Origin of the sequence: Marinobacter mangrovi (assembly GCF_016798325.1) — a bacterium.
GTDB lineage: Bacteria > Pseudomonadota > Gammaproteobacteria > Pseudomonadales > Oleiphilaceae > Marinobacter_A > Marinobacter_A mangrovi.
Genome location: NZ_JAERVO010000002.1, coordinates 410276 through 436937, shown reverse-complemented (window position 1 = coordinate 436937; position 26662 = coordinate 410276). Strand labels below are relative to the sequence as shown.

Annotated in this window: 30 protein-coding genes; 15 read left to right on the top strand and 15 right to left on the bottom strand. The window is 62.1% G+C overall.

The features are described from left to right. Positions 1-9: 9 nt before the first annotated feature. On the bottom strand, positions 10-1653 hold the full coding sequence (locus tag JL474_RS08070) for an AMP-binding protein (RefSeq protein WP_203141649.1): 1644 nt from the start codon (positions 1651-1653) through the stop codon (positions 10-12). Between the two features lie 113 nt (positions 1654-1766). On the opposite strand from JL474_RS08070, the gene JL474_RS08065 reads away from it, so the two are divergent. Continuing rightward, positions 1767-2795, top strand: coding sequence for an AraC family transcriptional regulator (locus JL474_RS08065; protein ID WP_236012109.1), 1029 nt, complete (start codon positions 1767-1769; stop codon positions 2793-2795). A 240-nt stretch (positions 2796-3035) separates the two neighbouring features. On the opposite strand, the gene JL474_RS08060 is transcribed toward JL474_RS08065, so the two are convergent. From JL474_RS08060 to JL474_RS08050, 3 genes are read right to left on the bottom strand one after another with little or no spacing between them, the layout of a single operon-like run. Continuing rightward, positions 3036-4217: a thiolase family protein gene (locus tag JL474_RS08060; RefSeq protein ID WP_203141648.1), complete on the bottom strand. Its 1182-nt coding sequence runs from the start codon at positions 4215-4217 to the stop codon at positions 3036-3038. Positions 4218-4237: 20 nt separating this feature from the next. Continuing rightward, the gene (locus tag JL474_RS08055; RefSeq protein ID WP_203141647.1) at positions 4238-5389 is read right to left on the bottom strand and encodes an acyl-CoA dehydrogenase family protein; all 1152 of its coding nucleotides are present in this window, start codon (positions 5387-5389) and stop codon (positions 4238-4240) included. A 13-nt stretch (positions 5390-5402) separates the two neighbouring features. Further along, positions 5403-6164 carry an SDR family NAD(P)-dependent oxidoreductase gene (locus JL474_RS08050; RefSeq protein ID WP_123632658.1) on the bottom strand — a complete coding sequence of 254 codons (762 nt, stop codon included), beginning with the start codon at positions 6162-6164 and terminating at the stop codon, positions 5403-5405. A gap of 296 nt (positions 6165-6460) precedes the next feature. Here JL474_RS08050 and JL474_RS08045 point away from each other — a divergent pair, with 296 nt between their 5' ends. From JL474_RS08045 to JL474_RS08030, 4 genes are read left to right on the top strand one after another with little or no spacing between them, the layout of a single operon-like run. After that, entirely contained in the window at positions 6461-7060 is a 600-nt protein-coding gene (locus JL474_RS08045; RefSeq protein WP_123632659.1) for a paraquat-inducible protein A, read from the top strand. Continuing rightward, on the top strand, positions 7057-7674 hold the full coding sequence (locus tag JL474_RS08040; protein WP_203141646.1) for a paraquat-inducible protein A: 618 nt from the start codon (positions 7057-7059) through the stop codon (positions 7672-7674). The genes JL474_RS08045 and JL474_RS08040 overlap by 4 nt, the downstream gene beginning before the upstream one ends. Next, a complete protein-coding gene (locus JL474_RS08035) occupies positions 7667-9316 on the top strand; it encodes a PqiB family protein (RefSeq protein ID WP_203141645.1) in 1650 nt (549 codons plus the stop codon). The genes JL474_RS08040 and JL474_RS08035 overlap by 8 nt, the downstream gene beginning before the upstream one ends. Then, positions 9313-9918 (top strand): PqiC family protein, encoded by a 606-nt coding sequence (locus JL474_RS08030; protein WP_203141644.1) that lies wholly within the window; start codon positions 9313-9315, stop codon positions 9916-9918. Before JL474_RS08035 ends, JL474_RS08030 begins: the two co-directional genes overlap by 4 nt. Before the next feature lie 8 nt (positions 9919-9926). On the opposite strand, the gene JL474_RS08025 is transcribed toward JL474_RS08030, so the two are convergent. From JL474_RS08025 to JL474_RS08010, 4 genes are all read right to left on the bottom strand, one after another. Next, complete coding sequence (locus JL474_RS08025; RefSeq protein ID WP_203141643.1) at positions 9927-10910, bottom strand: aldo/keto reductase; 984 nt, start codon at positions 10908-10910, stop codon at positions 9927-9929. Positions 10911-11069: 159 nt separating this feature from the next. Then, positions 11070-11471, bottom strand: a complete 402-nt coding sequence (locus JL474_RS08020; protein ID WP_123632664.1) for a cupin domain-containing protein — start codon at positions 11469-11471, stop codon at positions 11070-11072. Further along, positions 11468-12682: a Bcr/CflA family efflux MFS transporter gene (locus JL474_RS08015; RefSeq protein ID WP_123632665.1), complete on the bottom strand. Its 1215-nt coding sequence runs from the start codon at positions 12680-12682 to the stop codon at positions 11468-11470. Before JL474_RS08015 ends, JL474_RS08020 begins: the two co-directional genes overlap by 4 nt. 145 nt (positions 12683-12827) lie before the next feature. Beyond that, positions 12828-13394: a TetR/AcrR family transcriptional regulator gene (locus tag JL474_RS08010; RefSeq protein WP_203141642.1), complete on the bottom strand. Its 567-nt coding sequence runs from the start codon at positions 13392-13394 to the stop codon at positions 12828-12830. Positions 13395-13523: 129 nt separating this feature from the next. On the opposite strand from JL474_RS08010, the gene JL474_RS08005 reads away from it, so the two are divergent. Beyond that, on the top strand, positions 13524-14003 hold the full coding sequence (locus JL474_RS08005; protein ID WP_328797800.1) for an HPP family protein: 480 nt from the start codon (positions 13524-13526) through the stop codon (positions 14001-14003). An 11-nt stretch (positions 14004-14014) separates the two neighbouring features. Here JL474_RS08005 and JL474_RS08000 read toward each other — a convergent pair whose 3' ends face one another. Next, a complete protein-coding gene (locus JL474_RS08000; RefSeq protein ID WP_203141641.1) occupies positions 14015-14650 on the bottom strand; it encodes an NAD(P)H-dependent oxidoreductase in 636 nt (211 codons plus the stop codon). 42 nt (positions 14651-14692) lie between these two features. Further along, entirely contained in the window at positions 14693-15646 is a 954-nt protein-coding gene (locus JL474_RS07995; protein WP_203141640.1) for a DMT family transporter, read from the bottom strand. A 110-nt stretch (positions 15647-15756) separates the two neighbouring features. Here JL474_RS07995 and JL474_RS07990 point away from each other — a divergent pair, with 110 nt between their 5' ends. Next, positions 15757-16251 carry a MarR family winged helix-turn-helix transcriptional regulator gene (locus JL474_RS07990; RefSeq protein WP_203141639.1) on the top strand — a complete coding sequence of 165 codons (495 nt, stop codon included), beginning with the start codon at positions 15757-15759 and terminating at the stop codon, positions 16249-16251. Here JL474_RS07990 and JL474_RS07985 read toward each other — a convergent pair. Continuing rightward, complete coding sequence (locus JL474_RS07985) at positions 16248-16676, bottom strand: Lrp/AsnC family transcriptional regulator (protein ID WP_123632668.1); 429 nt, start codon at positions 16674-16676, stop codon at positions 16248-16250. The genes JL474_RS07990 and JL474_RS07985 overlap by 4 nt on opposite strands. 175 nt (positions 16677-16851) lie before the next feature. Between JL474_RS07985 and JL474_RS07980 the strand changes: the two genes are divergently transcribed. Genes JL474_RS07980 through JL474_RS07970 form a run of 3 tightly spaced genes read left to right on the top strand, consistent with a single transcriptional unit; the run spans position 16852 to position 20016 of the window. Then, positions 16852-18072, top strand: a complete 1221-nt coding sequence (locus JL474_RS07980) for an aspartate aminotransferase family protein (RefSeq protein ID WP_203141638.1) — start codon at positions 16852-16854, stop codon at positions 18070-18072. A 20-nt stretch (positions 18073-18092) separates the two neighbouring features. After that, complete coding sequence (astA, locus tag JL474_RS07975) at positions 18093-19220, top strand: arginine N-succinyltransferase (RefSeq protein ID WP_203141637.1); 1128 nt, start codon at positions 18093-18095, stop codon at positions 19218-19220. Next, positions 19210-20016 carry a DUF1338 domain-containing protein gene (locus tag JL474_RS07970; RefSeq protein WP_203141636.1) on the top strand — a complete coding sequence of 269 codons (807 nt, stop codon included), beginning with the start codon at positions 19210-19212 and terminating at the stop codon, positions 20014-20016. The genes astA and JL474_RS07970 overlap by 11 nt, the downstream gene beginning before the upstream one ends. A gap of 60 nt (positions 20017-20076) precedes the next feature. Here the strand turns inward: JL474_RS07970 and JL474_RS07965 are convergent, their stop codons facing one another. Beyond that, positions 20077-20772 (bottom strand): PEP-CTERM sorting domain-containing protein, encoded by a 696-nt coding sequence (locus JL474_RS07965; RefSeq protein ID WP_190294792.1) that lies wholly within the window; start codon positions 20770-20772, stop codon positions 20077-20079. 347 nt (positions 20773-21119) lie between these two features. On the opposite strand from JL474_RS07965, the gene JL474_RS07960 reads away from it, so the two are divergent. After that, positions 21120-21689 (top strand): DUF5615 family PIN-like protein, encoded by a 570-nt coding sequence (locus JL474_RS07960; RefSeq protein WP_203141635.1) that lies wholly within the window; start codon positions 21120-21122, stop codon positions 21687-21689. On the opposite strand, the gene JL474_RS07955 is transcribed toward JL474_RS07960, so the two are convergent. Then, a complete protein-coding gene (locus JL474_RS07955; protein WP_236012108.1) occupies positions 21674-22198 on the bottom strand; it encodes a gamma-glutamylcyclotransferase family protein in 525 nt (174 codons plus the stop codon). The two genes, JL474_RS07960 and JL474_RS07955, sit on opposite strands and share 16 nt — an antisense overlap. An 81-nt stretch (positions 22199-22279) precedes the next feature. Between JL474_RS07955 and JL474_RS07950 the strand changes: the two genes are divergently transcribed. Together JL474_RS07950 and JL474_RS07945 are read left to right on the top strand one after the other, a co-directional pair. Further along, positions 22280-23110, top strand: coding sequence for an AraC family transcriptional regulator (locus JL474_RS07950; protein ID WP_123632675.1), 831 nt, complete (start codon positions 22280-22282; stop codon positions 23108-23110). Between the two features lie 46 nt (positions 23111-23156). Further along, entirely contained in the window at positions 23157-23762 is a 606-nt protein-coding gene (locus JL474_RS07945; RefSeq protein ID WP_203141634.1) for a LysE family translocator, read from the top strand. A 7-nt stretch (positions 23763-23769) separates the two neighbouring features. Here the strand turns inward: JL474_RS07945 and JL474_RS07940 are convergent, their stop codons facing one another. Together JL474_RS07940 and JL474_RS07935 are read right to left on the bottom strand one after the other, a co-directional pair. After that, a complete protein-coding gene (locus JL474_RS07940; protein WP_123632677.1) occupies positions 23770-24723 on the bottom strand; it encodes an HlyD family secretion protein in 954 nt (317 codons plus the stop codon). Between the two features lie 2 nt (positions 24724-24725). Then, entirely contained in the window at positions 24726-25070 is a 345-nt protein-coding gene (locus JL474_RS07935) for a DUF3302 domain-containing protein (protein WP_236012107.1), read from the bottom strand. 391 nt (positions 25071-25461) lie between these two features. On the opposite strand from JL474_RS07935, the gene JL474_RS07930 reads away from it, so the two are divergent. Both JL474_RS07930 and JL474_RS07925 read left to right on the top strand, forming a co-directional pair. Then, positions 25462-25797 (top strand): cupredoxin domain-containing protein, encoded by a 336-nt coding sequence (locus JL474_RS07930; protein WP_123632679.1) that lies wholly within the window; start codon positions 25462-25464, stop codon positions 25795-25797. 9 nt (positions 25798-25806) lie between these two features. Next, positions 25807-26637, top strand: coding sequence for an FTR1 family iron permease (locus tag JL474_RS07925; protein ID WP_123632680.1), 831 nt, complete (start codon positions 25807-25809; stop codon positions 26635-26637). The last annotated feature ends 25 nt before the right edge of the window (positions 26638-26662 follow it).

Sequence of the window (26662 nt, the reverse complement as noted above, 5' to 3'; positions counted from 1 at the left end):
AGGCAGCCGTCACGCTTCCTCGGCGGCCTGTTTGCGCAGCAGGAAGCGCTGGATCTTGCCGCTGGAGGTCTTCGGCAACTCGGTGACGAACTCGATTTCCCTTGGGTAGGAGTGAGTCGACAGCCGCGTGCGCACATGCTGCTGCAGCTGCTCGGCCAGATCGTCCACGCCGTCGAATTCCGGCCGGGTGACCACGTAGGCTTTCACGATGGCGCCGCGTTTCTCGTCCGGTTTGCCCACCACGGCGCTTTCCACCACCGCTTCGTGCTCCAGCAGGCAGCTCTCCACTTCGGCCGGACCGATGCGGTAGCCGGCCGACGTGATGATGTCGTCGTCCCGGCCGGTGTAGGAATGGGAACCGTCACCATTGCTGACCACCACATCCCCGGTCAGGTAATACTTGCCACGGAATGGGTTCTTCTCGTTCCAGGTGTAGCCCTGGAAGAAGAACAGCGGGGATTGTTCGCGATCCACCGCCAGTTCGCCGGTCTCGCCCGGCGCCACTTCATTCCCCTGGGCATCCAGCGCCACCAGCCGGTAGCCGGGAATCTGGTAGCCCATGCTGGCATCGCGATGGGTGTGTTCCAGTTCGTGGAAGTTGGCGGACGTCATGCCGGTTTCGGTCTGACCGTAGTGGTCGCAGACGACGCAGTCCAGCGCCCGTTTCACCCACGTTATGACTTCCGGGTTCAGCGGCTCTCCGGCACTGCTGGCCACCCGCAGGTCGATTTCCGGGTAATCCTTCAGCAGGTTTTCGTTGGCCTTTAGCAACCGGTACGCCGTCGGCGCCGCCGCCAGGTTGGTGATGCGGTACTTGCGCAGGAACTCGAAGGTGTTTTCCGCGGTAAACCCGGCTTCGTTGAAGTGGGTGGTACAGCCCAGCAGCAACGGCCCCACGATGGCGTAGTAGAGGCCATAGGCCCAGCCCGGGTCCGCCACGTTCCAGAAGTTGTCGGACGGGCGCAACCCCACGGCGTAGCGCATGTACATGTAGAAGGCCGGTAACGCCCGGACCGGGACCGCCACGCCTTTGGACTTGCCGGTGGTGCCGGAGGTGAACATCTGCAGGAAAGGCTCTTCCGGGCCCAGCTTGACCGGCTCGAAGGTGTCCGGCTGCTTGGCCATCTCTTCCCCGAACAGGGCGTCCGGCGTGCCGTCGACCGCGTCGCGACTGTCGGCGACGAGCATGGTTTTCGGCAGTCCTTTCACGTCGGCCAGTTTGGGCCACTGGGCCGGGTTGGTGACGATCAGCTTCGATTGTGCCTTTTCCAGACGGTATTCGATCGCCCCGGAGCCAAAGGCGGTAAACAGCGGTTGGTAGACCGCACCGGCCCGCAGGGTGCCCAGCACACAGATCAGCAATTCCGGCGTTCTGGGTAACAGGCAGGCGACCCGATCACCGCGGCCAATGCCCTGGGATTTGAGGAAACCGGCAAACCGGGCTGCCCTCTTCTGCAATTCGGCAAAGGTCATTTCGCCAGAGGTGCCGTCGGCCCGTTCGTAGCGCAGTCCAACCCGATCAGGATCGTCGGCGTGGCGGTCGCAGATTTCCTCGCAGACGTTCAGGCCGTCGTTATAATCGCCCCGGAACTGCTGTAAGATCGGGTCCACCGAAAACGTCTCAGCGAACACATCGTAGCGGGTTGCATCCATACTGATTCACCTTGTTCTTGTTGGTCTGATGACGTCAGATTAGGCAACCCCCGATGGGAACAGAATGACAGGATCGGGCAGATAACTTGACAAGTTTTGCGCGGGCCCCGTGCATGAAATCGGCAGACTCAACCTCCATGGACAACCTGACCTTCTCGCCCCATTACGCCCGGGCCGCCCTGCGCGGATTGGAAGCGGCGAAAGGCAACTGTGACGCCCTGCTGCGCAGCCGTGGCATTGACCCGGACCTCGTCCGTGAACCCCGCGCCCGCATCCCCACGGATCAGTTCATCCGCCTGTTCCGGCTGGTCTGGAAGGAACTGGACGATGAGTTCATGGGCCGCACCACCTCCCCCTGCCGGGTCGGCCATTTTCACCTGATGGGTTCGTTGGTGGTGCACAGCGCCAACCTGGAAGAGGTGCTGCACCAGAGCATTCGCTGCTACCGGCTGTTCTCGGACGACATCGAGATTTCGCTGAACCTGGACGGTGACGAGGCGGAACTGAGCCTGACCCACCATCATCCGGAACTCGACCCGGACCAGTTCCTGGTGGAATGGCTGCTGATGGTCTGGCACCGGCTGGTGGGCTGGCTGATCGGCCGCAAGATCGTGCTCAGCCACGCCACCTTCAAACACCCGCTGCCGGGCCACTTCGACGAATACCGCTTCGTGTTTCCCTGCCAGTGCTATTTCGAGCGCAAGCGCAACAGCCTGTTTTTCAGCAAGAACTACCTGACCATGCCGGTGGTCCGTACACCGGAGGAACTGGACGATTTCATCCTGAGTTCACCGCGGGACCTGATGATCTGGACGGCGGACGACGACAGTCTCAGCACCCGGGTGCGCCGGTTACTGGAAACCTGCGAGGACTCGCGCCTGCCCAACCTCGACTGGGTGGCGGAGCAATTGCACATGACGTCCTACACGGTCAGCCGCAAGCTCAAGTCCGAAGGCAGTGCCTATCAGCAGATCAAGGACAACCTGCGCCGGGATCAGGCGGTGATCATGCTGACGCGGCAGAACCTGAGTGTGGCGGAGATTTCGACGCAGTTGGGGTTTGCCGAGCCCGGGGCGTTTTCGAGGGCGTTCAAGCACTGGACGGGGCTGAGTCCGCTGGCTTATCGGCAGCAGGACCAGTGAGAGTGTTCATTTAGAGCTTGATGGGCGTCGGCTCCCCCTCTCCCTCCAAACCGCCGCTCCACGCTCCGGCCCGCCAGGGGAGAGAGGCTTCAAAGCAGCTCGGGGCAACTTGGCCACTATGGAGCAATGAGATAAAACCATTGGCACCAGGCAGCCGGAAAAGAAGCCCCTCGCCCCTGGCGGGAGAGGGGTTGGGGAGAGGGGGAAGGCGCCAAAACGAAGCTTCGACGCCACCACGAATTACAGCAGCTCAATCGCCACAGCCGTCCCCTCACCGCCACCGATACACAGCGACGCCACGCCTTTCTTCAGTCCCCGCCGTTTCAGGGCATGGATCAGCGTCACGATGATCCGTGAACCGGACGACCCGATCGGATGTCCCAGGGCACAGGCGCCGCCGTTGACGTTCACCTTGTCCGCATCCAGACCCAGTTCGTTGATGGCCAGCAGCGCCACGACGGCGAACGCTTCGTTCACTTCGTACAGGTCCACCTCATCCTTCGACCAACCGGCCTTGTCCAGCACCTTCTGGATCGCGCCGATCGGCGCCAGGGTGAATTCCGCCGGCAGTCGCGCATGGGTGGCGTGGGCGACGATGCGGGCCAGCGGTTTCAGGCCACGCTGGTTGGCTTCCGCCTCGCTGGCCAGCACCAGGGCCGAGGCGCCGTCGCTGATGGAGCTGGCGTTGGCCGCCGTCACCGTGCCGTCCTTCTTGAACGCCGGCTTCAGCGTGGGGATCTTCTCGGGGCGGGCCTTGCCCGGCTGTTCGTCGGTGTCGACCACCGTCTCTCCGCCACGACCGGGTACGGTGACCGGCACGATCTCGTCCTGGAACCCGCCGTTCTCGATGGCCGCCAGCGACCGGTTCAGCGAGGCGATGGCAAACTCATCCATGGCTTCCCGGCTGATCTTGTATTCGTCCGCGCTGCGCTGGGCGAACACGCCCATCAGGCCGCCTTCGTAGGCGTCTTCCAGACCATCGAAGAACATGGAGTCGATCACCTGGCCGTGCCCCATGCGCATGCCTTCCCGGGCCTTGGGCAGCAGGTAGGGCGCCTGGCTCATGTTCTCCATACCACCGGCGATCATGATGGTGTTGGTACCCGCCTTGATCTGGTCGTGGGCCATGATGACCGCCTGCATGCCAGAGCCGCACATCTTGTTGACGGTGGTGCAGCCGGAGCTGTCCGGGATGCCCGCCGCGCGGGACGACTGACGCGCTGGCGCCTGGCCGAGACCGGCCGGCAACACACAGCCCATCACCACTTCATTCACGTCCGCTGGCACCAGGCCGGCGCGTTCGATGGCCGCCTTGATGGAGACCGCCCCCAGCTCCGGCGACCGGACCGGGCTCAGCGCCCCCAGCATGCCGCCCATCGGGGTGCGGGCGGCGCCAACAATCACGACATCTGAATCAGACATAGCTTATTCCTCAATTCCGGTTACTTGCCCAGCAGGGAGCGGGCGATGACTTCCTTCATGACTTCGGAAGTGCCGCCGTATATGCGTTGCACGCGAGCATCGGTGAAGGCCCGCGAGATCGGGTATTCCGTGGTGTAGCCATAGCCGCCAAACAGTTGCAGGCAGCCATCCGCCACCCGGCACTGCATCTCGGTGGCGCTGTACTTGGCCATGGACGCGGTGGCAGCATCCAGCTCACCGGCGCTGTATTGCTCGATGCACTCGTTGATGAACGCCTGGTTCACCCGGTAGTCGGTTTCCATCTCGGCAATGCGGAAGCGGGTGTTCTGAAGCTGCTTGAGCTTCTGGCCGAAAAGTTCCCGCTCGTCGGCGTAGGCGATGGTCAGGTCCAGCGCGCCGCGGGCGGCCGCACAGCCCAGCGCACCGATCACCAGTCGCTCCCGGGGGAGTTCGGTCATCAGGTAGACGAAGCCCTTGCCTTCTTCACCCAGCAGGGCCGACGCAGGCACCCGCAGGTCCTCGAAGAACAGCTCCGAGGTGTCGCCGCAGTGCTGGCCAATCTTGTCCAGATTGCGGCCACGGCTGAAGCCGGGCAGCGAGGTGTCTACCAGGAACAGGCTGATACCGCGGGCGCCGGCCGACGGATCGGTCTTGGCGGCGACGATCACCATATCGGCGTGCTGGCCGTTGGTGATGAACGTCTTGGAGCCGTTGATGATGTAGCCGCCGTCACCGTCCGGCTTGGCGCTGGTGCGCATCGCCTGCAGGTCACTGCCGGCACCGGGTTCGGTCATGGCGATGGCGCCCACCGCCTCACCACTGACCAGTTTCGGCAGCCAGTGCTGCTTCTGCTCTTCCGAGGCGATGTTGGTCAGGTACGGCGCGACGATATCGGAGTGCACCATCACGTTGGTGGCCAGCGCGCCGAAGCCCATACGCGCCAGCTCGGCGCCCACGACAATCGAATAGTCGAACGGCACGCCCACGCCACCGTAGGCTTCCGGCACGTCGACACACAGCATGCCGGCCTCGCCAAAGGTCCGCCACAGCTCACGCGGTACGATGCCTTCCTCGTCCCAGGCATCGTAATGGGGCTGGACCTGGCTCTCCAGGACCTTCACCACCATGTCGCGGAACATCGCCCGCTCTTCCGGTTCACGAATCGGTTTCATGCTGACCTCCGGCCTATTTCGGCGCCATCCGCAGCGCGCAGTCCAGACGGACCACCTCGCCGTTGAGGATCGGGTTCTTGACCATCTGCTCGACCATCATGCCGAACTCCTCCGGCTTGCCCAGGCGCTGCGGGAACGGCAGCGTCGCCGCCAGGTTGTCCTGAACGTTCTGCGGCATGCCGGCCATCATCGGCGTCATGAAGATACCCGGCGCGATGGTGTTGACGCGGATGCCCTGGCGGGCCAGCTCACGGGCCGCCTGCAGGGTCATGGACACCACGCCGCCCTTGGAGGCGCTGTAGGCCACCTGCCCGATCTGGCCTTCGTAGGCCGCAACCGAGGCCGTGGAGATGATGATGCCCCGCTCGCCGTCGGCGTTGGGCTCACGCTGCATCATGTCCGCCGCGGCGAGCCGCATGATGTTGAAGGTGCCGATCAGGTTGACCTGGATAACCTTGCTGAAATCCTCCAGCGGCATCGGGCCTTCCTTGCCGACAATTTTCGCCGCCGGGGCAATACCGGCGCAGTTCACCGCGATGCCGCAGGGGCCGTGAGCTTCACGCGCTGTGGCGATCGCCGCTTCGGCACTCTCAGCCGAGGACACATCGCACTTGACGAAGATACCGCCAACCTCTTCGGCCACGGCGCGACCGCGCTCTTCCTGCAGGTCGAGGATAGCTACTTTGCAGCCTTCCGCCGCCAGTGCGCGAACGGCGCCCTCACCCAGCCCGGAAGCGCCACCGGTGACGATGGCGGGTACACCTTTGAATTCCATAATCGCCTCTTGTTTTTCGTTGGCTATTTCGGTCAGACACCCGGACGGCGCCTGAATTCAATCGATACCCACAGTGTGGCTCAGTCCCCGCCGGCAGGGCCATGACAAGATCAGGCAGGAAATTTGATAAAAACTGGAGCACCGGGCGCCACAAGACAACCGACCGGAACCGGGTTGGTCGGGAACCAGTGGCTGAACGGACATTAATCCCGCCAATCACCGGAACGTGTCAGAATCCATTGGAATTCCGGTAACCTGTGCCAGTCACCCCGGCAAATCACAGCTAATCTTAAGGCATGAGTGATAACAACCAGCTGATCATCTGCGAGTACTGCGACGCGGTTTACCAACGTCCGACGCTGGCCCGCCATCAACAGGCCCACTGCGTGCGCTGCGGCGGCCTGCTGGCGCGCCCTCATCTCTTCCATGTCGATCACCTGCTGGCGCTGTGCCTGACCGCCATCATGCTGATCGGCTTCCTCAGCTTCTATCCTGTGCTGGTCATCCGCACCGGAGGCCAGTCCCATGCGGCCACCCTGGTCGACGCGGTCTGGGCCCTGACGAAGGGGCCAACGGACATGCTGGCCCTGGTGGCGGCCTTTTCCATCGTCATTGTTCCCGTCACCCAGGTCGCCCTACTGACCTGGCTGCTGGGGTTTGCCCATTTCCGCCAGCGGGCGCCGGGATTCCGGGGCTGCATGCGCTGGCTCGCAACGCTGGGCCCCTGGAGCATGCTGGAAGTCTTTCTGCTGGGCGCTCTGGTCGCCGTGTTCAAGATCAGTGGCCGGATCGATGTATTGCCGACGATGGGCCTGCTCGCCCTCGGCGGGTTGAGCTTGCTGATCATCGGCATGGCCGGTCGGGACGTGCAACGCCTGTGGGATGAGCTGCCATGACCGTAGCCGTCGCCGCCGAACTGGGCCTGTGCCTGTGCCACCGCTGCCACAAGGCCTGCGACCTGAATGCCAGCCCGCACACCTGCCCCCGCTGCGGCGCCCACCTGCACAGGCGCAAACGCAACGCCATCACCCGCACCTGGGCGCTGATGCTGACGGCGCTGATCCTCTACATCCCCGCCAACGTGCTGCCGATCATGCACACGACGTCTTTCAAGGGCGACTCGACGGCGACCATTCTGGGCAGTGTCGTGACCCTCTGGCGGGACGGTGCCTGGGACATCGCCACCATCATTTTTATCGCCAGCGTCGGCGTACCGGTGACCAAGTTCCTGGTCCTCGGTCTGCTATTGTGTACCGTTCACAAGGGCGACACGCGCTCACGCCGGGACAGAACCCGCCTCTATCGAGGGCTTGAGCTGATAGGCTACTGGTCTATGCTCGATGTATTCGTGGCTGCGCTGCTGACGGCGCTGGTCCAGTTCGGCGCACTGGGGACCATCGAACCCCGACCGGGTATTCTCTTCTTCGGCCTGGTGGTCGTGCTGACCATGCTGGCCACCCTGAGCTTTGATCCACGATTGATATGGGACACGGATACCCACGATGACTAATGGAACGACGCCGCAGTCGCCCGCCGAGGCAGACGTCAAGTCCCGTCGCTGGAGCCTGTCACTGGTGTGGCTGGTGCCGCTGGTGGCGGCCCTGGTCGGACTCTCGATGCTGATACGCGCCTGGCACGACGCCGGCCCTACCGTGGAGGTCACTTTTGAGACCGCCGGCGGGCTCACACCCGGCCAGTCCCAGGTGAAATACCGCAATGTGGTCATTGGCGAAGTGTCGGCCATCCGTCTCAGCCAGGATCACAAGAAAGTGGTCGTCACCATCGATCTGGATCGCGACGCGAAAGACTTTGCCCGCAAGGACTCGCGCTACTGGGTCGTGCGCCCCCGAATTGGCACCGGCGGCGTCTCCGGGCTGGATACCCTGCTCTCCGGTGACTTTATCGCAGCCGACCCGGGCGATTCCGATCAGCGCGCCACCCGCTTCGAAGGCCTGGAAAACCCGCCGCCGGTCACCTACGGCGAACCGGGCAAACGCTACCGCCTCAAGGCCAGTGACCTGGGCTCGCTGGATATCGGCTCGCCCATCTATTACCGCAAGGTGCGTGTCGGCCAGGTGGTTTCCTACGCACTCGATGAGTCCGGCGATGGCGTCGATGTGGATATCTTCGTCAACGCACCCAATGATCAATATGTCACTGCCGACACCCGATTCTGGAACGCCAGCGGCATCGATATCGGCGTCAGCGCCAACGGGCTGGAACTGGATTCCGAATCGCTGCTGTCGGTTCTGACCGGCGGGGTGGCGTTTGCCACACCGAAGCGGGAATCCGGCAGCGCCCCGGCCGAAGCCGGTACCGAGTTCCAGCTGTTCTCCGAGAAAAGCGTGGCCCTGTCGCCCGGCAAGGGACCAGCCCAGCGGATCCGGATGCGATTCGACCAGTCCCTGCGCGGCCTCAAGGAAGGTTCGCCGGTGGAGTTGATCGGCAAGCAGATCGGTGAGGTCACCCGCGTCACCCTGGATTACGACGCCAGCGACAAGACGTTCCCGGTGATCGTGGACGCCCGCATCTATCCCCAGATGATGGGACAGGCCTACGGCAAACTGCTGACCGACATTCGACAGCCCGCCGGCAATGCCGACGAGGTTCCCAGGCTGTTTGAAGATCTGGTGAATCAGGGTCTGCGTGCCGAAGCCCGGACCAGCAACCTGCTGACCGGCCAGCTCTTCGTGGCACTGGAGCTGTATCCGGACGCCCAGCCGGTCGAGTTTGACGTAACCCTCGATCCCATCCAGATTCCCACCCGTCCGACCAGCCTGGACAAGTTGCAGGAACAGCTCACCCGACTGGTGGACCGGTTCAGCAAGATTCCGTTTGAAAGCATCGCCAACAACATGAACGGCAGCCTCGCCGAGCTTCGCAAGACGTTGAGTTCCATCAACAGCGACGTCATGCCCTCAGCCCTGCAGACCCTCAAGAGCATCGATGGGGTGATGACCGACATGCGCTCGACGCTAAACCAGGCAGCAGACGCCCTGGACCCGTCGTCACCGGAACGCACGCGCATCGGCCATGCCCTGGACGAAGTGGAGCGCATGTCCCGTTCCGTGCGGGAACTGTCCGACTACTTGCGCCGACATCCTGAATCCATGATCCGCGGGCGCTCGCAGCCGGTAAGGAGTGACCAGTGAGGAAACCTTTTACACGCCGTCCCAACGCCGTACTGGCAACCAGCGCCCTGTTGGGAATCGTCCTGACCTTCACGGGGTGCAGCAGCAGTCCACCGGTGCACTTTCATACGCTGGTTCCGCCGGCTGACGCCGCTGAGGCGACGGGTGAGGAGGCGCGCATTACGGTGGAGAACGTCACGGTGCCGCCGCAGGTTGACCGCACGGCACTGGTGTTGCGGTCGGACCGGAGTCAGCTGCAGGTGCTGGAATCAGACTGGTGGGGCGCGCCACTGCCCCAGGAAATCCAGAGCGCCCTGACGGTCTCACTCAACCCGCCGCAGGCCAGGGACAGCCGGGTCCATGCCTGGATCAACATCACCCGGTTTGAGGCCATGCGCAACGATCAGGCCTGGCTGGATGCGGACATCCGCCTCGACAACCGCGATACCGAAGCCCAGCTCAAGCAACTGAACTGCACCACCCGCATCCGGCGCCAGGCTGGCCCGACCGTCACCGACACCGTTCTGGCCCAGCAGGCCAACATCGCCACCCTGGCCGATCGGATCCGCGCCCAGGCCAAACGCCTGCTGGCCGGCGACGACAGCTGTCCGCCGCCGGTCTGAGCCACGGATTACTGGTGTCCGGCCACCGCGTGCGGGACGTAGGGGCTTTCCAGGGTCGTCCTTTCCTCGTCGCTCAGGGTGATGTCCAGGGCGGCGATGGCGTCATCCAGATGCGCCTCCTTGCTGGCCCCGACAATCGGCGCGGACACCACCGGGTTGGACGCCACCCAGGCCAGCGCAATCTGTGCCATGGGCAGTCCGCGCTGTTCGGCGACGCTGCGCAGGGCTTCGATCACCGGCGCGTCGATATCGCTGCCCAGGTGCCATTTGCGAGTCATCTGGTCGGTGCGGGCGCGGGTGCTCTCGCCGCCTTCGCCCTGGGTGGTCTTGCCGGCGAGAACGCCACGAGCCAGCGGGCTCCAGGGAATCACGCCCACGCCCTGATCGGCGCATAACGGGAACATCTCCCGCTCCTCTTCCCGATAGACCAGGTTGTACATCGGCTGCATGGTGACGAATTTCGTCCAGCCGTTGCGCTCGGCCACGTGCTGGGCCTTGGCGAACTGCCAGGCGAACATGGACGAGGCGCCGATGTAGCGGACTTTGCCGGCCTTCACCACATCGTGGAGCGCTTCCATGGTTTCTTCGATGGGCGTGTCGTAGTCCCAGCGGTGAATCTGGTAGAGGTCAACGTAGTCGGTGCCCAGCCGTTCCAGCGACGCATCGATGGCGTCCATGATGTGCTTGCGGGACAGGCCGCGGTCATTCGGACCGTCACCCATCGGGTTATAGACCTTGGTGGCCAGCACGAACTGGTCACGCCGGGCGTAGTCCAGCAGCGCCTTGCCCACGACCCGCTCGGATTCCCCGACCGAATACATGTCGGCGGTATCGAAGAAGTTAATCCCCGCATCCAGCGCTTTCTTGATGAAGGGCCGGCTGGCCTCCTCGTCCAGGACCCAGTCGCGCCATTCCGACGTACCGTAGGTCATGGTCCCCAGACACAATGGTGACACCTTCATACCGGTTGAACCCAATCGGCGATATTCCATGGCAACCTCCTTCGGGTGGTTCGGTGTTTTCAAGGTCATGCACAGGCGAGCTTGAGAGGGGGTCGCTTTGAGTCGGCCAATACGCCGGCCAGCGACGAGTGTTGTGAGTTCATGCTGAACCGATGAAGCCGCACCCGCAACCATTGGCGATCACGGGGATCAATCGCCGAGGTTGCCGCGATCCATCGGCGCCGGATCGATATCGGCGTAATCCTTCGGTTCAAAACGGGGCGTGCAGAGGGCGAGAAACACCAGATCACGATCGCCGGTATTGCGGATGCGCTGACTGGCACCGGCCGGGATGATCACGACATCGCCCGCTTTAACGGGCCCGGCGACGGTCTCCCCCACTTCGACCCAGCCTTCGCCGTCCAGGATCACGTAGCGCTCGACCTGATGCGCCAGACGATGCAGGCGGGTGATGCATCCAGGTTCCACCCGGGCCCGGGCGATGGACAGGGCGGGATCGTCCACCGAGTTCGAGAGTTCCAGGATGAAACAGCCTTCCTCGAAGAAATACTCGGCGGAGGCATCCGGCGATGTGATGCGAGCCTGGCTCATGACACACCTGTCGTCCCGACCGACGGCACCGCCTCATGACGAAGCGAGCGCAGCATGAACCCAAACGACACGGCGGCGCAGGCCGCCATGGCCAGCACAACGGCCAGCAGCGTGTGTGGCAGCAGCGCCGAGAGCGCGCTTATCGTGCCGGCAGCACCAAACTGGGCCGCACCCAGCAATGCCGCTGCGGTGCCACCACTGGTGGGAAAATGCTCCATGAAACAGGCCTGGATGTTGGGCGAAATGGCGCCCATGACCCCGATCGTCAGCATCATCGCAGCAAGGAACCCATAGACGGGCCAGTTCAGCGCAGCGGCCGCTACCAGCAGGAGGGCACCCAGCCCCTGCAAGGCACTCGCCATTTGCAGGACACGCAGCGACGGCAGGCGGGACAACAGCGCACGATTGGTCAGGTTCACGCAGAACATCGCCACGATGTTGGCGCCGAACAACAGCGCAAAGGTCTGCTCGGATTGGCCGAAATGCTCCTGGTAGATGAACGAGGCGTGGGTGATGAACAGCATCATCACCGAGAACGACCCGATCTGCCAGAAAATGAAGGGCAAGGCCCGGGTATTGGACAGCACAGAGGCATACCGCTTCAGGATGCTCATTCTGACCGCCGTGCCGGGTACCGCGACCGGATCGCGGAACACAGTCCCGAGCAGAACCGGCACCACGAGCACAGCGTACAGGGCCAGGAAGATGAAAATCACGTTCCAGGGCCCGATGGCCAGCAGGGTGCTGCCGATGCTGGGGGCAATCCCTGGTGCGATCACCATGATCAAACCAATCATGGAGAACAGCTTGGCCGCATCCTGACCGCTCACCCGATCGCGCACCAGCGCCGGCACCGAGACCAGCACCCACCCGGCTCCGATGGCCTGCACGGCTCGCCCGACCAGAAACACCGCCAGGGCATCGGTGAATGCCAGCCACAGGCTGGCGATCGAAAAGATGGCGAGGCCGGACATCAGGACCACCTTGCGACCATAGCGATCCGAGAGGGCCCCACCAATCAACTGACCAAAAGCGAGGGAAAAGATGTAGACCGACACGCTCAGGGAGACTTGCTGGGAGGACACCCCCAGGGAGTCTGCAATCTCGGGAAACGCAGGTAGATAGGTATCCACCGAAAACGGCCCGAGCATCATGGTCGAGGCCAGCGCAAAAATGAGTGAAAAGCGAACGTGCGGTTCCGTCTTCGACATGCGGCATCCAATTCAGCGGGTAACGATAATCACTCGCAAACTATAGATTGATTCGCTAACGACATAAATTGACAAAAATGCTTACTATCAATCAGATAAAATCCGTGTACAGCCTCAATATGGCTGGCTTGCTGACGGTCCGACGTCAGACCGCCATCAGACGCGCCAGGATCTGACGCGCCTCCCTGGCGGCGTCACCGTTGGACTCCACATGCGCCCTCACAATGGCGCCTTCTTTCAACAGGCAGACGGCATCCAGCAGCGCTTCACGCTCGATGTCCGAACTCGCAACTTTCTCGACGTGAGGCTCGAGGATCGCCCTGACCGCTGTCTTGTGCCGGGCACATTGGATGTGGACCGGATGCGTCGGGTCGCCGTACTCCGCGCTAACGTTGATAAAATAGCAGCCGTGGAATGGCAGGATGCGATCATCCCGCCCGTGAAACCAGTCATCCAGAGCATCGAACAGGGCCAGCAACGCGTCCCGCCCCGCCGGAATCCCCCTCAGCCGCTCTTGCAACCATCCGACAAACAGCGCATCCCGATACCCGACGGTGGCCGCCAGCAGGTCGTCCTTACCGGGGAAATGATGATAAAGCGTTTTCTTGGCAACGCCCGATTCGGCCAGCACCCGATTGATCCCCACAGCGTGGACCCCTTCACGATAGAACAGATCGAACGCCACCCGGACCAGTTGTTCGCGTTTATCCATGAATCAAAAATCTCCAGCGCCCTTTCGAACAGATTGACACCGGGAGACCGATTTGTCTACCCTAAAAGTAGACAGATCGGTCTACTTTGATTTCATCCGCTTTTCCATCCGTTCAATAAGGAGATCCCCGTGAAAATCTTTGCCAACGCCACTCCCTATCCCATCGCGTTTTTGGCCGGCCTCGGCGCAGCCGCGTGTATCACCGTGCTGAGCTGGCTGGGCAGCATCAACGGCGCGCTCTGGCTGATGGCGCCGTTCGGCGCGACCATGGTGATTCTGTTCGGATTGCCGGCCAGTCCTCTGGCCCAGCCGCGCAACATCGTGCTGGGACATATTCTGACCACGGCGGTGGGCCTGGCGATTGCAGCGGCTTGCGGGGTGCATCCCTGGTCTCTGGGGCTTGCGGTGGGATTGGCGGTGACCCTGATGCTGGTCACTGACACCACGCACCCGCCGGCCGGCGCCAATCCGCTGGTGGTGATGCTGACGGGGCAGGACTGGCAGTTCCTGGTGTCGCCGGTGGCCATCGGGACCGTGACCATTGTCGCCTTCGGTCTGGTCTATCACCGGTTACTGTCACGCCAGCCCTACCCCAAACGCTGGTTCTGACCGCGAGACGATCAGCCAATCGACTGGATGGTGCGCTCCCGGGGCCAGCGCACCTTCTTCAGGCCAGCGAGCCAATCCGTCTCCGTGTCCCGGTAGCCTAGAGCGACGAGGACGATACCGTGCAGGCCCCGATCGCGGAGTCCGAGCACCGCATCCAGCGCCACCGGGTCGAATCCTTCCATAGGCGACGCATCGACCTGTTCCAGGGCCGCGGCGCTCAGGACGGTGCCCAGGCTGATGTAGGCCTGGCGTGCGGCCCACTCAACCCGTTGCTCGGGCGTGCGCTGTTGCAGGGTGCCTTTGATCATGTCCCGATAGCCAGAGAGTTCGGCAGGATCGACGTCCCGCTCGGTGGCAATCCGCTCGATCAGCTCATCCACATGGGCTTCCTCAACCGGATCCCAGGTGGCGAAAACCAGCAGGTGGGAGCACTCGGTGACCTGCGGCTGGTCCGCAGCCTTCTCCCGGATAGTCGCCTTCAGGGCCGGATCATCCACCACCAGCACCGTGTAGGGCTGTAACCCGAAGGACGACGGCGCCAGATGGGCCGCACCGAGGATGCGCGCCACCTTGTCTGCCGGCACCGTGTGGCCGTTCATACGTTTGGCGGCGTAGCGCCAGTTGAGAGCGTCGTAAAATGAAGACATGGCGATGACTCCTGTTGTGTTGGTCTGGACCGTCTTTATGGATCAGGAACCGGCCGCTTTGGCGGTGGCCGAAGGAGAGGCGGGCCGGCGCGCGGCGCGATGGAAAACCACGGTACCGGCCGCCACGAGCCCGCCGGCCAGGGCCAGGTTGGGCGGCGTCGCTTCACCCAGCGCCAACACGGCGATCAGGGTGCCCACCACCGCGGCAACCGTGCCTATCTGGCTCAGGTAGACGGGGCCGGCCAGTTTCTGCAGTACGAAGTAAAAGAAATAAAGGATCGCGAAAACGAGGATTTCCACGCCCAGCAAACCCAGCACGGTCGAAGACCGGAACAGGTCGCCAAACGCCCCCGGTTCCGTGGTCAGGGCAAACGGCAGCAATGCCAGCGCCGCTCCGAAAAGCATGATGGCCGCCAGGAAAATGGGCGATGTGCCGGCCGGCCAGCGCAGGGTCCGGTAGATATTGCCAATGGCGAGTGCAATCGGCATGGCCAGGATCAGTCCGGCCCACACCGGATCGCCGGCGCTGCTACCCGCCTTGGACAAAGCCAGGATCACGCCGCCCACGAGTGCCAGCATGACGCCAATCAGCCGCTGGACACGCAGGCTCTCCATACCCAGCAGGACGGCCATCAGCCAGGTGATCAGGATCGGAAACGCGAAACTCAGCGAAATAAACCCGGCGCCAACGTGGCGCACCGCCAGGAACCCTAACGCATTCGGCAGGGCCATCAAAACGCCCGTAACAACGGCGTACTCCAGGGTCCGCCGGTTCACCGGCATCGTCTGGCCCTGCAACGCGGTCAGCGCCGTGAGCAGCACACCCGCGCCAACCAGACCCAGCATGAGAAACGTCAACCGTGGTGCCCCGGCATCATCCGCCAGTTTGGCCATGACCAGCGACAGCGCCAGAAAGGTCCCCACCAGCAACAGACAGCCAAAGGCATACAGCCCCTGCCGCTCAGCCGACTTGTGTGACTGCATCACCTTGGCCATCATTGTCCTCCAGTGTCTTGCCATCAAGATGAAAACGATCAACTATCTCGAAACAAAGTATCTTTATGTCGAGATAAATTTATCTTAGCACCAAGATAAAAAGAGGCGCAATGAGTCGAGTAAAACTCGCCACCGAGCAGTGGCAGAAAGAAATGCCGGAACTGGACCTGCTTCCCATGGAGCTGTTGGGCCGACTGGGCAGCGCGGCTCGCCAGATCACGCGGGATTACCTGGAGCCCTTCTTCAAATCACACGGGCTGCATCAGGGGGAGTTTGACGTTCTGGCGACGCTGCGCCGGTCCGGCCAACCCTACGCGCTGGGACCCACGCAGCTTTTTGAAGCCCTGATGATTTCCTCAGGCGGCATGACCAACCGGCTCGACCGGCTGGAAAAGGCAGGACTGATCCGCCGCTCCCCCAACCCCGAGGACCGGCGCGGCATGCTGGTGACACTCACCGATGAGGGGCTGGCGCTGATTAACCGGATCGTGCCCCTGCATGTGGAGAATGAGGCGCGCGCGCTGGAAGGGCTCACCCAACAGGAGCAGGCGCGGCTCAATGAACTGCTGGGCAAACTGATTCAGGGCATGGATAAAGCGGATTAACGCCGGAACTTCGTCTCCAGAACCACGGCGGAGTTGGTGCGCTCGACCCCCTCGAGGTTGCCGATTTCATCGAGCACGGCGCTGAGCTCTTCCAGGGACTGGGCCTGGACGATGGCGATCAGGTCGTATTCGCCGCTCACGGAGAACAGCTGGGCGACGTGGTGGATCTGCTCCAGCGCCGTATTGGTCCGCGCCGTCAGCTTCTGGCGCACCTTGATGGACACATGCGCCTCCACCTGGTTCTCAGAGTAGGCCCGGCCCACATCCAGCGAATAGCCCTGGATCACCCCGCTCGTCTCCAGTCGGGCAATGCGGTTCTGCACCGTGGATCGGGACAGCCCCAGTGACCGGGCCAGATCGGACACGCTGGTTCGTGCGTTCTGGCGCAATAACATCAGTAGTTTCTGGTCCTGCGGACTGATCACAACGCCACCACCCTTCACAATTCGCCATATTTTATCGTCATTTTGACAGATTCTCCCACTGATTCGCCCGTTTTGAAACTGCAAAATGACATTGGGCCCATCCATAATGAAGCCACTGATTCATGGGAGTCTTTAACACCACTCCCGAAAGTCCTGATTCGCAAAAGGTTTACACATGCAAGTATCCCGCGCTTTGTTCGATGACGTGATGGTTCCCAACTACGCCCCGCCCGCCGTGATTCCGGTGAAAGGGCAAGGTTCCCGCATCTGGGACCAGGAAAGCCGCGAGTACATCGACTTTGCCGGCGGGATTGCCGTGAACTGTCTGGGCCATTGCCACCCGGCCCCGGTCAAGGCCTTGCAGGAGCAGAGCGAGAAGGTCTGGCACCTGGCCAACGTGATGACCAACGAGCCGGCCCTGCGCCTGGCCAAGAAGCTGACCGACGCCACCTTTGCCGAGCGCGTCTACTTCGCCAACTCCGGCACCGAAGCCAACGAGGCGGCCCTCAAGCTGGCCCGTCGCTGGGCGTTCAACGAGTACGGCGAGCACAAGGACGAAATTATTTCCTTCGAACGCAGCTTCCACGGTCGCACCTTCTTTGCGGTCAGCGTGGGCGGCCAGAAAGCCTACTCCGACGGCTTCGGGCCCAAGCCCGGCGCCATTCGTCATGCGGTTTTCAACGACCTGGCCAGCCTGGAAGCCGTGATTTCCGACAAGACCTGCGCCGTCATGATGGAGCCGCTGCAGGGCGAAGGCGGCATCATTGATGCGGATCCGGCGTTTATCAAGGGCGTGCGCGAGCTGTGCGACAAAAACAACGCACTGCTGATCTTCGATGAGGTACAGACTGGCGTGGGCCGGACCGGCCACCTGTACGCTTACATGGATACCGGCGTCACCCCGGACATCCTGACGTCCGCCAAGGCCCTCGGTGGCGGCTTCCCGATCGGCGCCATGCTGACCACGGCCGAGATCGCCAGCCACCTGAAGCCGGGCACCCACGGCTCTACCTACGGCGGTAACCCGCTGGGCTGCGCCGTGGCCGAAGCCACTTTCGACACGGTCAACGACGACACCCTGCTGGCCGGCGTGCGTGTACGCAGCGAACAGTTCAAGAAAGGTCTGGAAGCCATCAACGCCCGCTATGGCATCTTCAAGGACATCCGCGGCAAGGGCCTGCTGATAGGCGCCGAGCTGATTGACGAGCACGCCGGGCGCGCCAAGGAAATCCTCCAGGCCGGCCTCAAGGAAGGCCTGCTGTCGCTGGTCGCCGGCGCCAACGTGGTTCGCTTTACGCCGTCTCTGGTGATTCCGGAGGCGGATATCGAGGAAGGTCTGGCCCGCTTCGAAGCGGCCATCGACTCGCTGTTTGGTTCTGTCGCCAAGGCCGGCTGACCCGACGCGGAGGACGCGCCATGATCATTCGCCCAATCGCTCATACGGATCTGGACGCCCTGGCCGAGATTGCCCGGGAGTCCGGGCCCGGCTTCACCTCGCTGGTGGACGACCGCGATTTCCTGACCGCCAAGATCCAGCACTCGATCGACAGCTTCAACCGCGATGTTGTCGAACCCGGTGACGAAGGCTATCTGTTCGTGCTGGAGGATCCGGACACCGGGGACATCCTGGGTACTACCGGGATTGAAGCGTCCGTCGGACTGGACAGCCCGCTCTACCATTACCACAAGAGTCAGGTGGTCCATCATTCCCGGGAGTTGGGGCTGTTCAAGCGCGTCGACGTGCTGAACATGTGCAACCACTACACCGGTTGCTCGGAAATCTGCACGCTGTACCTGCGCCCGCAGTTCCGCCGCCCCAATGCCGGCAAGTTGCTGTCCAAGGTTCGCTTCCTGTTCATGGCCCAGCACCCGGCGCGGTTCGCCCGGACCGTCATTGCCGAAATGCGCGGTATCTCCAGCGACTGCGGTGAATCACCGTTCTGGAACTGGCTGCGCCATCACTTCGTGGATCTGGAATTCGCCCAGGTCACCGAACTGGTGGGTGCCGGCAACAACGGGTTTATTGCCGAGCTGATGCCCAAGTACCCGCTTTACACGCACCTGCTGAGCTCCGAGGCCCAGGCGGTGATCGGCGAGGTGCATGACAAGACGCGGCCAGCACTGAAGATGCTGGAAGCCGAAGGCTTCCGCCACAAGGGCTACGTGGACCTGTTCGACGCCGGTCCCACGGTGGAGGCCGAGCTGGACCAGATCCGCAGCGTCGCCCAGTCCAGTGAGTGCACGGTGCAGGTGGTTCAGTCTGATACCCCCGTCCTGCAGCACGGCGGTGATCTATTGTCGATTGCCAATACGCAAGTGGCGGGATTCCGCGCCACACTGACAGAACGGGCGATCCATCACCCCCAGCACGGATTACTTCAGGTGCCGGCCGACCTGGCCCGCGCCCTTGATCTGGAAGACGGCGCCAAGGCCCGCTGCGTGACGCTGGCCAGCCGTGCCCACAACAAGACAACCGGACGTGCGACAGACACCGACAATGCGTCGCAGGCCCAACTTCAACAGGAGCTTCGATATGCACTCTGATCGCGACACCCTTTTCCAGAACCTCTGGGACAACTACCGCGAGGTGACGCCGTCAGCCGAGGAAATCCATCGCCTGCTCGGTGGCACCCAGGGCAGCGAGATCATCAACGATCACATCGCGCTGCGGACCTTCAACCTGGAAAAAGTGAACCTGGACAAGCTGGCCGCCCACTTCCTGAAGCTGGGCTACCGGGAAGGCCAGGAATACCACTTCGAAGCCAAGAAGCTTTACGCCAAACACTACGAGCATGACGATCCGACCGCGCCCAAGGTGTTCATCTCCGAGCTGCTGGTGGAGAAATTTTCGCCCGAGCTGCAGGCTGTCGTGAAGGATCTGGTGGACAAAGTGGATCCCGAAGCGGTCACCGCGGACAACTTCCTCTACTCCGGCACCCACTGGCAGGTGGATTACGCCACCTACAAGCAGCTGCTGGCCGAGAGCGAGTACGCGGCATGGGTAGCCGCCTGGGGTTATCGCGCCAACCACTTCACGGTCAACGTGAACCAGCTGGAGAAGTTCCGCACGGTTGAGGAAATCAACCAGGCGCTGAAGGACGCGGGCTACACCGTCAACAGTTCGGGCGGGGAAGTAAAAGGCTCTCCGGAAGCGCTGCTGGAACAGTCCTCGACCATGGCGGACCGGGTTGAGGTGCAGTTCAGCGATCGCACCGAGGTCATCCCCAGTTGCTTCTACGAGTTTGCCCGCCGCTATCCCAAGCCGGACGGTCAGCTCTACAGCGGCTTTGTCGCCGCGTCGGCGGACAAGATTTTCGAAAGCACCGACGCCGGCATGTAAAAGCATCCTGCCAACGAAAAAGGGGGCCCGAGGGCCCCCTTTTCATTTCCAGTCAGGACATCACGCCTTGCGACGCCGGGACATGCCAATGCCTGCCAGGCCAAGGCCCAGCAACGCAACGGTGGCCGGCTCCGGTACGGAAGCCGTGGAAATGCTGGCAATGCCATAATCGCTCTGGTTGTTACAGCTGCCAGTACCGCAAGTGCCTGCGGTCGCTGTATAGGTGAGTGACGACAAGAGCGTATTGCCAAACAGGGCGCCCAGATCCACGGTACCGGCTGTCGCAGACGTTGCTTCACTTGCACCCAGGATGAGTGACGTCATATCGACGCCATCGATCAGCAGCGACAGGATGGTGTCATTGGCACTGGTATAGGTGTTGGTGAGCACCGCTGTGCTGGTGTCTGAAGAACCGAAGAAGTTCGCCGTGATGGTCGCCACTTCCTGGTAGTCCCCGAACTCCGGGCCATCGTATAGAAACGCCAACGTCGTGCCCGACAAAACAAATCCGGAACTGGAATCAGCCGTAATGCTCTGGCCGATATCAATTTCGTTCCCACCGGCACCGGAGGTGACGCCAGCACCTTCAACGCCAGCAACCGTTTTGAGGCCCAGTGAGCCGCCGCTTGAAGAGAACGTCAGACCACCAGATGACCCTGATACGATATCTGATGCGCTGATGTATGCCGCTGAAGCCGGACCAGCCAGAAGGCCAGAACAGACGACTGCTGCGGCAAGAGGTGCACGCAGTTTCATAGAAACACTCCTTCCTGGAAACATGGGATTCGCACTTTCAGTATGCGAATCCGGTGCCAACACCCCAGCCGCTTGATATGAAAGGAGTTAATGCTTCATGACGGGTTACCATGTAAACAATCTCGACGTCGCTTTTGGCAACATAAAGCAGCGCCGACGACGCCGCGACAGGACAGAGATAACCTCCGCTATTGCCGATAAATGCTTGGCGAAACGAGAGACGGGAAGCAATACTGGGTTGTGGGGAGTTCGGTTTTAAGGGCCATCGCCCGTAAAAATCGCCATCGGGTTGGGTCAGCAGGCTGTTAACCGGATGGAACAACCGACAAAGAAATCGACGGTCCATTATGGCAACTGCGAAAACACCGTGGATAGAAGGCGCCTTCTGCCCGCTGGAGACACCGCGTTTCCTGTGCGATGAGATGCTGCGGGGCTTTGGCGAATGGCTGCGGGTGGCCGGCTACGACACCACCTCACCCACCAGCGGCACCCGCGATCGCGACGTGCTGGAAACCGCCATCGACGAAAACCGCTGGCTGATCACCCGGGACCGGGAGCTGCTGTTGCACCGCAACGCTCCGCAGTATGTGCTGTTGCTGGAAAGCAACGGCATGGAATCCAACTTCCGGGAACTCACCCGGCTGCTGAACCTGGACTGGTTACACGCGCCCTTCTCCCGCTGCAAACGCTGCAACACCCCACTGCGCCCCGGCCCATTGCCCGACAACACGCCGGAGATCGGCGACAAGCGGGTTTTCTGCCACTGCCCGGGCTGCAAGCATGTGTATTGGGAAGGCAGCCACGTCCGCCGGATGCGCGGCAAGCTGCTGCGATTCAATCGCTGGCGTCATCCCCGGCGGTTTTTGCCGGCCACCAGCCCTCTGAACGGAGCCCTGCCTCGCTATCTGACGGAGTAGATGGCCAGTTCACGCTCTCGCCGTTTGTCGTCGGCATCCTTGTCGACCGCTATCGCTTCGATCCGCGCAATGTACGACTCCGGCAGCGCATGCTCCTGAGCGCCCACAAGCACATGGTGGCGATACCAGTCTAAGGGACGCAGCGACGGGTCGATGTCCGTGGCCACGTAGAGCCGTACCTCCAGCTCACGACCCTCGTTCGTCCTGGCTGTGGCAACGGCCTCCTCATAGCCTCCGCCGACGCCTTCGATGCGGTCCAGGCGGCGCTTGTCACGCTCGGGAATGTCATAGACCACGCCATGCAGCCGGTCCGCAGGGTCGCCGGTCCAGAGCGCGTCGCACTTGGCCGAGCCGTCGCGGCGACTGCGCTTGTGGAAACAGAGTCGATAGCCCTCGATGGCGGCAACGGTAACAAAACGGGCCGCGGGAATGCGTTCGAGCAGCCGGGCCCGGGACATGTTGGAACCATAGGCAAAGCAGAGCACGCTTGATCCTCTCCAGGTCATCATTGCGCAATATTGTCCAAGCACGGCTTTTCCGGCGACGATATAGTGGTCTGCATAGGCGATTCACACGCCGGAGAGACAGCCGTGGAACAGGACAGCCAATTCCAGTTTATCAAGAGCCGCCATTTGCCGGAGGTCACCGCCCTACAGGCCGAAATGGACGGGTTCACCTACGACAAGCACGCCCACGAGGAATATGCCTTCGGCGTCACCCTGAGCGGTCGCCAGGACTTCTTCAGCAACGGGCAGTTCCACAAAAGTCCGCCGGGCAACATCATCCACCTCAAGCCGGAAGAGGTGCACGATGGGCACTCTGGAGTCGAGGAACCGCTGAGCTACGTGATGCTGTACGTCCACCCACGCCAGATCGAGCCGCTGTTTGCCGATGCCGCCGGCGTGCAGCGCATCGACGACGTTCGTATGAGCGAAACCCTGGTGCAGGATCCCGTCCTGCGTCAACACATCATGGAGCTGGTCCGGCTGATCACCGACAACGTCGGCAGCCGCATCGAGCAGGAACACGCCTTGTTGCGCATAGCCTCCCGCGTGGTGCAGAGAGTCGGCCACTACGAACCGGACGAGCTGACACGCCGGGCCGACGCCTTGCTGCAACGGGCCAAAGACTTCATCCACCACCACGTGGATGCCGACCTGTCCCTCGAGGACATCAGCGACGCCGCCAACCTGTCGAAATACCACTTTCTGCGGCTGTTCCGGCGCCAGTTCGGGATCACGCCTCACCAGTACGTGATCAACTGCCGCATCAACGCCGCCCGGACCGCCCTGGAAACCGGCGAGCCGCTTAACGACGTGGTCTACCGCTACGGATTTTCGGACCTGAGTCATTTCAACCGCCGCTTCAAGCGGATCTACGGTATGACGCCGAAGCAGTACCAGAGCAGCATCCGCCGCTAAACCCGGGCCTCCACCCAGACTCAAAAGCTCGATCCAGGGGACACTGATGATTGAAATCTTCGCCTATGCCATAGGCGTGATGTACACGCCTGGGCCTGTCAATCTGCTGGGCCTCAATGCCGGCCTGAACGGTCAGTTCCGCGCGGCCACCGGCTTTTATGTGGGGGTTGGCAGCGCCATGCTGATCCTGTTCCTCACGTTTGGCTGGATCGGCTCGGCGTTTGTGGGCGGCAACGTCTTGCTGGTCATCAGCCTGGCAGGTTGCACGTACATCATCTACCTGGCCATGCGCATATTACGGGCCAGCGTGCACGTGGAAGAGAACGCTGGCGAAGCACGGGCCCTGGGCTTCCGCGACGGACTGGTGATCCAGTTGCTCAACCCCAAAGGCGTCGTCGCGACACTGCCCATCGCCACCATCCAGTTTCCCGGCGCCGGCATCCATGGCGTTGGCGTGGTGATCTGGTCGGGCGTTCTGGCCCTTCTCGCTATCGGCGCCCCCGGCAGCTACGCCCTGGCCGGCAGCGTTCTTGGACGGCGCATCACCCGACCGGCCGTGTTTCGCTGGTTTAACCGGGTGATGGCCCTGCTGTTGCTCTACGTGGCGGGGGCGATTGGCTATGACTTCGTCTACCGCCCCCTGCTCACCTGACGGGGCACTAGTGGAACGGGAACAGGTAATTCATCCACGCCGACATCCGCAACAGGATCTTGCGCATGATCGCCACATGATGGAAATGATCGCTGTAGACCGCCATCTGGCCGTAGGCGCCGCCGGGCAAGTGCTGGCGATACTTGTCGAAGGCCGGGTCGGTGATACGCACGCGAACCGGGACCCGGCCCGGGCCGGCCGGGTCGGTCTGCAGGTTGCCGGAAGGTTGTAGCTGACCTTCGGCCAGTATGGGCAGCACGGTATCCACCTCGCCAGAAAACACCTGGCCGGGAATCCCGTCGAACGCCACTTCCGCTTCATCCCCGACTTCCAGCCGAAGCAGACTGTTCTGCCGGAACCAGCCGGTGAAGATGTCGGCTTCCTGGTGGACAAAGATCAGCGAGGGCCGCAGTGGCAGGTTGACTGCCATCATGCCCGGCCGCAGGAACAACTGGGACACATAACCACGAGTGGGTGCCCGCACGACGGTCTCGTCGAGATCGTAACGGGCCGCAACCAGCTGACTGGACAGGTCATCGACCTGCGCCCTGGCCAGATCCTGGTTACGTTTCGGACCGGCACCGGTCCTCGCCAACTGGGTCGCCCGATCCAGATCCATCTTCGCCGACTTGAGCTGGGCTTCCAGCGAAGCCACTTTGGCTTCAAACGGCGTGGGATCGATACGGAACAGCACATCCCCTTTCTCAAGCAGAACATTCGGCGAGGCATCCACACTGACCACCCGGCCCCTTACCGAGGGAATCATCGGCGTTGTCAGTTCATATTTGCGCGCCCGCTCCGAATAGGGATGGTTGTAGTTCATTAACATGATCATCGCGCCAATCAACAAGACGCCACCCAGCACCGCGGTCGGCACCGTCCACTTGTTCAGCGGCACCCGGAAAACCTTGAATATGAAGACGCAAATGGCGGTGTAAGTCAGAATCAGCAGCAAGTCCATGATCAGTCCTCCCGCTGCCGGTCGTCGGACTGCGACTCAAATCGTTCCAGACGCTCGCTGAGCTCGGCCACACGGGCCTCAAGATCAGCCAGGTGACTGTGATCGGAACGCCCATCGCTGAACCCCCACCCCCGGTCGGGCCGGTACAGCGACGCCCATATCCAGAGGAACGGCCAGATCACGTGAAGCGTCAGCAGGCTGACCCAGCCCGCAATGTGTATGGCGTCCTGATGCGGGTGGTTGCGGTGCTTGGCGATGTCGTAGGGGATATCGTGAATTGCGATGATGCCGTAGAACAGGACAATCACGACGAAGAACAGAAGGAACAGGGCAATATAGTCGAGCATAATCAACTTCCTTGGTTGACCGACGGCCACAACCCCCTGGCCGTTCTTACGGAGCCTCTTTTGGGCCCCCTAAAAAGCGTAGCAGCATTTACGCCAACCGACGGACATTCCGGACGTTTCCCGCCAGACAGCGTCTGCCCCCCCTTCTTCGTTAAGCGATCCCCGACCGCAACAACCCACAAGAAGTTGATCCAGATCATCCTCAAAAAACCTTAATGCGAATAATTTCGTTTAGAAATGGTGCACAATTCTCTTTATCATTGATGATCATTTCTGCAACAATTCGGGGCCGCCGGCCCGGCAGCCGCCCTTCGCGCCACATGAGCGCGGAAGTCAGCAGCCATCGTCATGGGCCGACCAACCGCTATCGTTATTTCCGGGAGACCACTGAATGCTGAACCGTACCCTCTCAGCCGCCGCCATCCTGCTCGCAACACTGGTGGCCCTGCCTGCTGCTGCGGACATCAAGACCTATAACATCGAGCTCAAGGATGGTCAGCTGACGCCCAAAACGCTGAACGTAGCGGCGGGCGAGCGCTTCAAGCTGCAGGTTCAAAACAACGGCCAGGCACCCGCCGAGTTCGAAAGCAAGCGCCTGCGCCAGGAGAAGATCCTGGTTCCCGGCGCCAACTGGGCAGTGGTGATCAAGCCCCTGAAAGCCGGTGAATACGACTACTTTGACGAGTTCAACCTGCCGGAAGCCCAGGGCACGCTGATCGCAGAGTAAGGAACCGACATGGAACAGATTATCTTTGTCGTCTGGAGAGAGAGCATCGAGGCCCTGCTGGTCGTCGGTATCCTCTACGCGTGGCTGCGCCAGGCCGAAGTGGCCGGGGCGATGCGCTACCTGTGGTTCGGCGTGGGCGGCGGTATCCTGTTCGCCATTGCACTGGCCGCGGCCCTGCTGGGGATCCAGCAATTCCTGGGGGATGTCGGCCAGGAAATCTTCATGCTGCTGATGATGCTGGTCGCCACCGTGCTGATCGTACAGATGGTCCTGTGGATGCGGGAGCATGGCCGGCACCTGCACAGCCATCTCAAGAACGAAACCCAGCGGGCGCTGGAAGACCGGACCTTCTGGTCCATCAGCATCCTGGTGGCCATTGCCATTGGCCGTGAAGGCTCGGAAACGGTGATTTTCCTCTACGGCATGAGCTATGCCCAGCAGACCGCCCAGGACTGGCTCGGCTTCGCCGGTGCCGTGGCGGTGGCCCTGGTGTTGGCCGGTTTCACCTATTACCTGCTTCAGGCCGGCCGTCGCTGGATGTCCTGGAAGCACTTCTTCCGCTTCACCGAAATCATGCTGCTGTTGCTGGCCAGCTCGCTGTTGCTGTCGGCCGTGGATCGCATGATTGGCCTGGGTTGGGTGCCCACCGGTATCGACCCGCTGTGGGACACCTCTGCCGTGCTCGACGATACCAGCCGCTTTGGTGGGGTGGTGTCCGCGCTGACCGGCTACCGGGCCTATCCGGCACTGACCGACGTCGTCGTCTGGCTGGCGTTCTGGGCCGGTATTTTTGGCCTGTTCCGCCTGCAGCGCCGGCAGCAGGCACCCGTCACCGCCTGATTCACGCCAACGCAACGACCTGCCC

What these genes read in the sequence shown, in the direction of transcription:
- JL474_RS08070 (WP_203141649.1), bottom strand. Translation starts at nt 1,653, where the DNA reads ATGGATGCAACCCGCTACGATGTGTTCGCTGAGACGTTTTCGGTGGAC.
- JL474_RS08065 (WP_236012109.1), top strand. Translation starts at nt 1,767, where the DNA reads ATGAAATCGGCAGACTCAACCTCCATGGACAACCTGACCTTCTCGCCC.
- JL474_RS08060 (WP_203141648.1), bottom strand. Translation starts at nt 4,217, where the DNA reads ATGTCTGATTCAGATGTCGTGATTGTTGGCGCCGCCCGCACCCCGATG.
- JL474_RS08055 (WP_203141647.1), bottom strand. Translation starts at nt 5,389, where the DNA reads ATGAAACCGATTCGTGAACCGGAAGAGCGGGCGATGTTCCGCGACATG.
- JL474_RS08050 (WP_123632658.1), bottom strand. Translation starts at nt 6,164, where the DNA reads ATGGAATTCAAAGGTGTACCCGCCATCGTCACCGGTGGCGCTTCCGGG.
- JL474_RS08045 (WP_123632659.1), top strand. Translation starts at nt 6,461, where the DNA reads ATGAGTGATAACAACCAGCTGATCATCTGCGAGTACTGCGACGCGGTT.
- JL474_RS08040 (WP_203141646.1), top strand. Translation starts at nt 7,057, where the DNA reads ATGACCGTAGCCGTCGCCGCCGAACTGGGCCTGTGCCTGTGCCACCGC.
- JL474_RS08035 (WP_203141645.1), top strand. Translation starts at nt 7,667, where the DNA reads ATGACTAATGGAACGACGCCGCAGTCGCCCGCCGAGGCAGACGTCAAG.
- JL474_RS08025 (WP_203141643.1), bottom strand. Translation starts at nt 10,910, where the DNA reads ATGGAATATCGCCGATTGGGTTCAACCGGTATGAAGGTGTCACCATTG.
- JL474_RS08020 (WP_123632664.1), bottom strand. Translation starts at nt 11,471, where the DNA reads ATGAGCCAGGCTCGCATCACATCGCCGGATGCCTCCGCCGAGTATTTC.
- JL474_RS08015 (WP_123632665.1), bottom strand. Translation starts at nt 12,682, where the DNA reads ATGTCGAAGACGGAACCGCACGTTCGCTTTTCACTCATTTTTGCGCTG.
- JL474_RS08010 (WP_203141642.1), bottom strand. Translation starts at nt 13,394, where the DNA reads ATGGATAAACGCGAACAACTGGTCCGGGTGGCGTTCGATCTGTTCTAT.
- JL474_RS08000 (WP_203141641.1), bottom strand. Translation starts at nt 14,650, where the DNA reads ATGTCTTCATTTTACGACGCTCTCAACTGGCGCTACGCCGCCAAACGT.
- JL474_RS07995 (WP_203141640.1), bottom strand. Translation starts at nt 15,646, where the DNA reads ATGGCCAAGGTGATGCAGTCACACAAGTCGGCTGAGCGGCAGGGGCTG.
- JL474_RS07990 (WP_203141639.1), top strand. Translation starts at nt 15,757, where the DNA reads ATGAGTCGAGTAAAACTCGCCACCGAGCAGTGGCAGAAAGAAATGCCG.
- JL474_RS07980 (WP_203141638.1), top strand. Translation starts at nt 16,852, where the DNA reads ATGCAAGTATCCCGCGCTTTGTTCGATGACGTGATGGTTCCCAACTAC.
- astA (WP_203141637.1), top strand. Translation starts at nt 18,093, where the DNA reads ATGATCATTCGCCCAATCGCTCATACGGATCTGGACGCCCTGGCCGAG.
- JL474_RS07970 (WP_203141636.1), top strand. Translation starts at nt 19,210, where the DNA reads ATGCACTCTGATCGCGACACCCTTTTCCAGAACCTCTGGGACAACTAC.
- JL474_RS07965 (WP_190294792.1), bottom strand. Translation starts at nt 20,772, where the DNA reads ATGAAACTGCGTGCACCTCTTGCCGCAGCAGTCGTCTGTTCTGGCCTT.
- JL474_RS07960 (WP_203141635.1), top strand. Translation starts at nt 21,120, where the DNA reads ATGGCAACTGCGAAAACACCGTGGATAGAAGGCGCCTTCTGCCCGCTG.
- JL474_RS07955 (WP_236012108.1), bottom strand. Translation starts at nt 22,198, where the DNA reads ATGATGACCTGGAGAGGATCAAGCGTGCTCTGCTTTGCCTATGGTTCC.
- JL474_RS07945 (WP_203141634.1), top strand. Translation starts at nt 23,157, where the DNA reads ATGATTGAAATCTTCGCCTATGCCATAGGCGTGATGTACACGCCTGGG.
- JL474_RS07940 (WP_123632677.1), bottom strand. Translation starts at nt 24,723, where the DNA reads ATGGACTTGCTGCTGATTCTGACTTACACCGCCATTTGCGTCTTCATA.
- JL474_RS07935 (WP_236012107.1), bottom strand. Translation starts at nt 25,070, where the DNA reads ATGCTCGACTATATTGCCCTGTTCCTTCTGTTCTTCGTCGTGATTGTC.
- JL474_RS07930 (WP_123632679.1), top strand. Translation starts at nt 25,462, where the DNA reads ATGCTGAACCGTACCCTCTCAGCCGCCGCCATCCTGCTCGCAACACTG.
- JL474_RS07925 (WP_123632680.1), top strand. Translation starts at nt 25,807, where the DNA reads ATGGAACAGATTATCTTTGTCGTCTGGAGAGAGAGCATCGAGGCCCTG.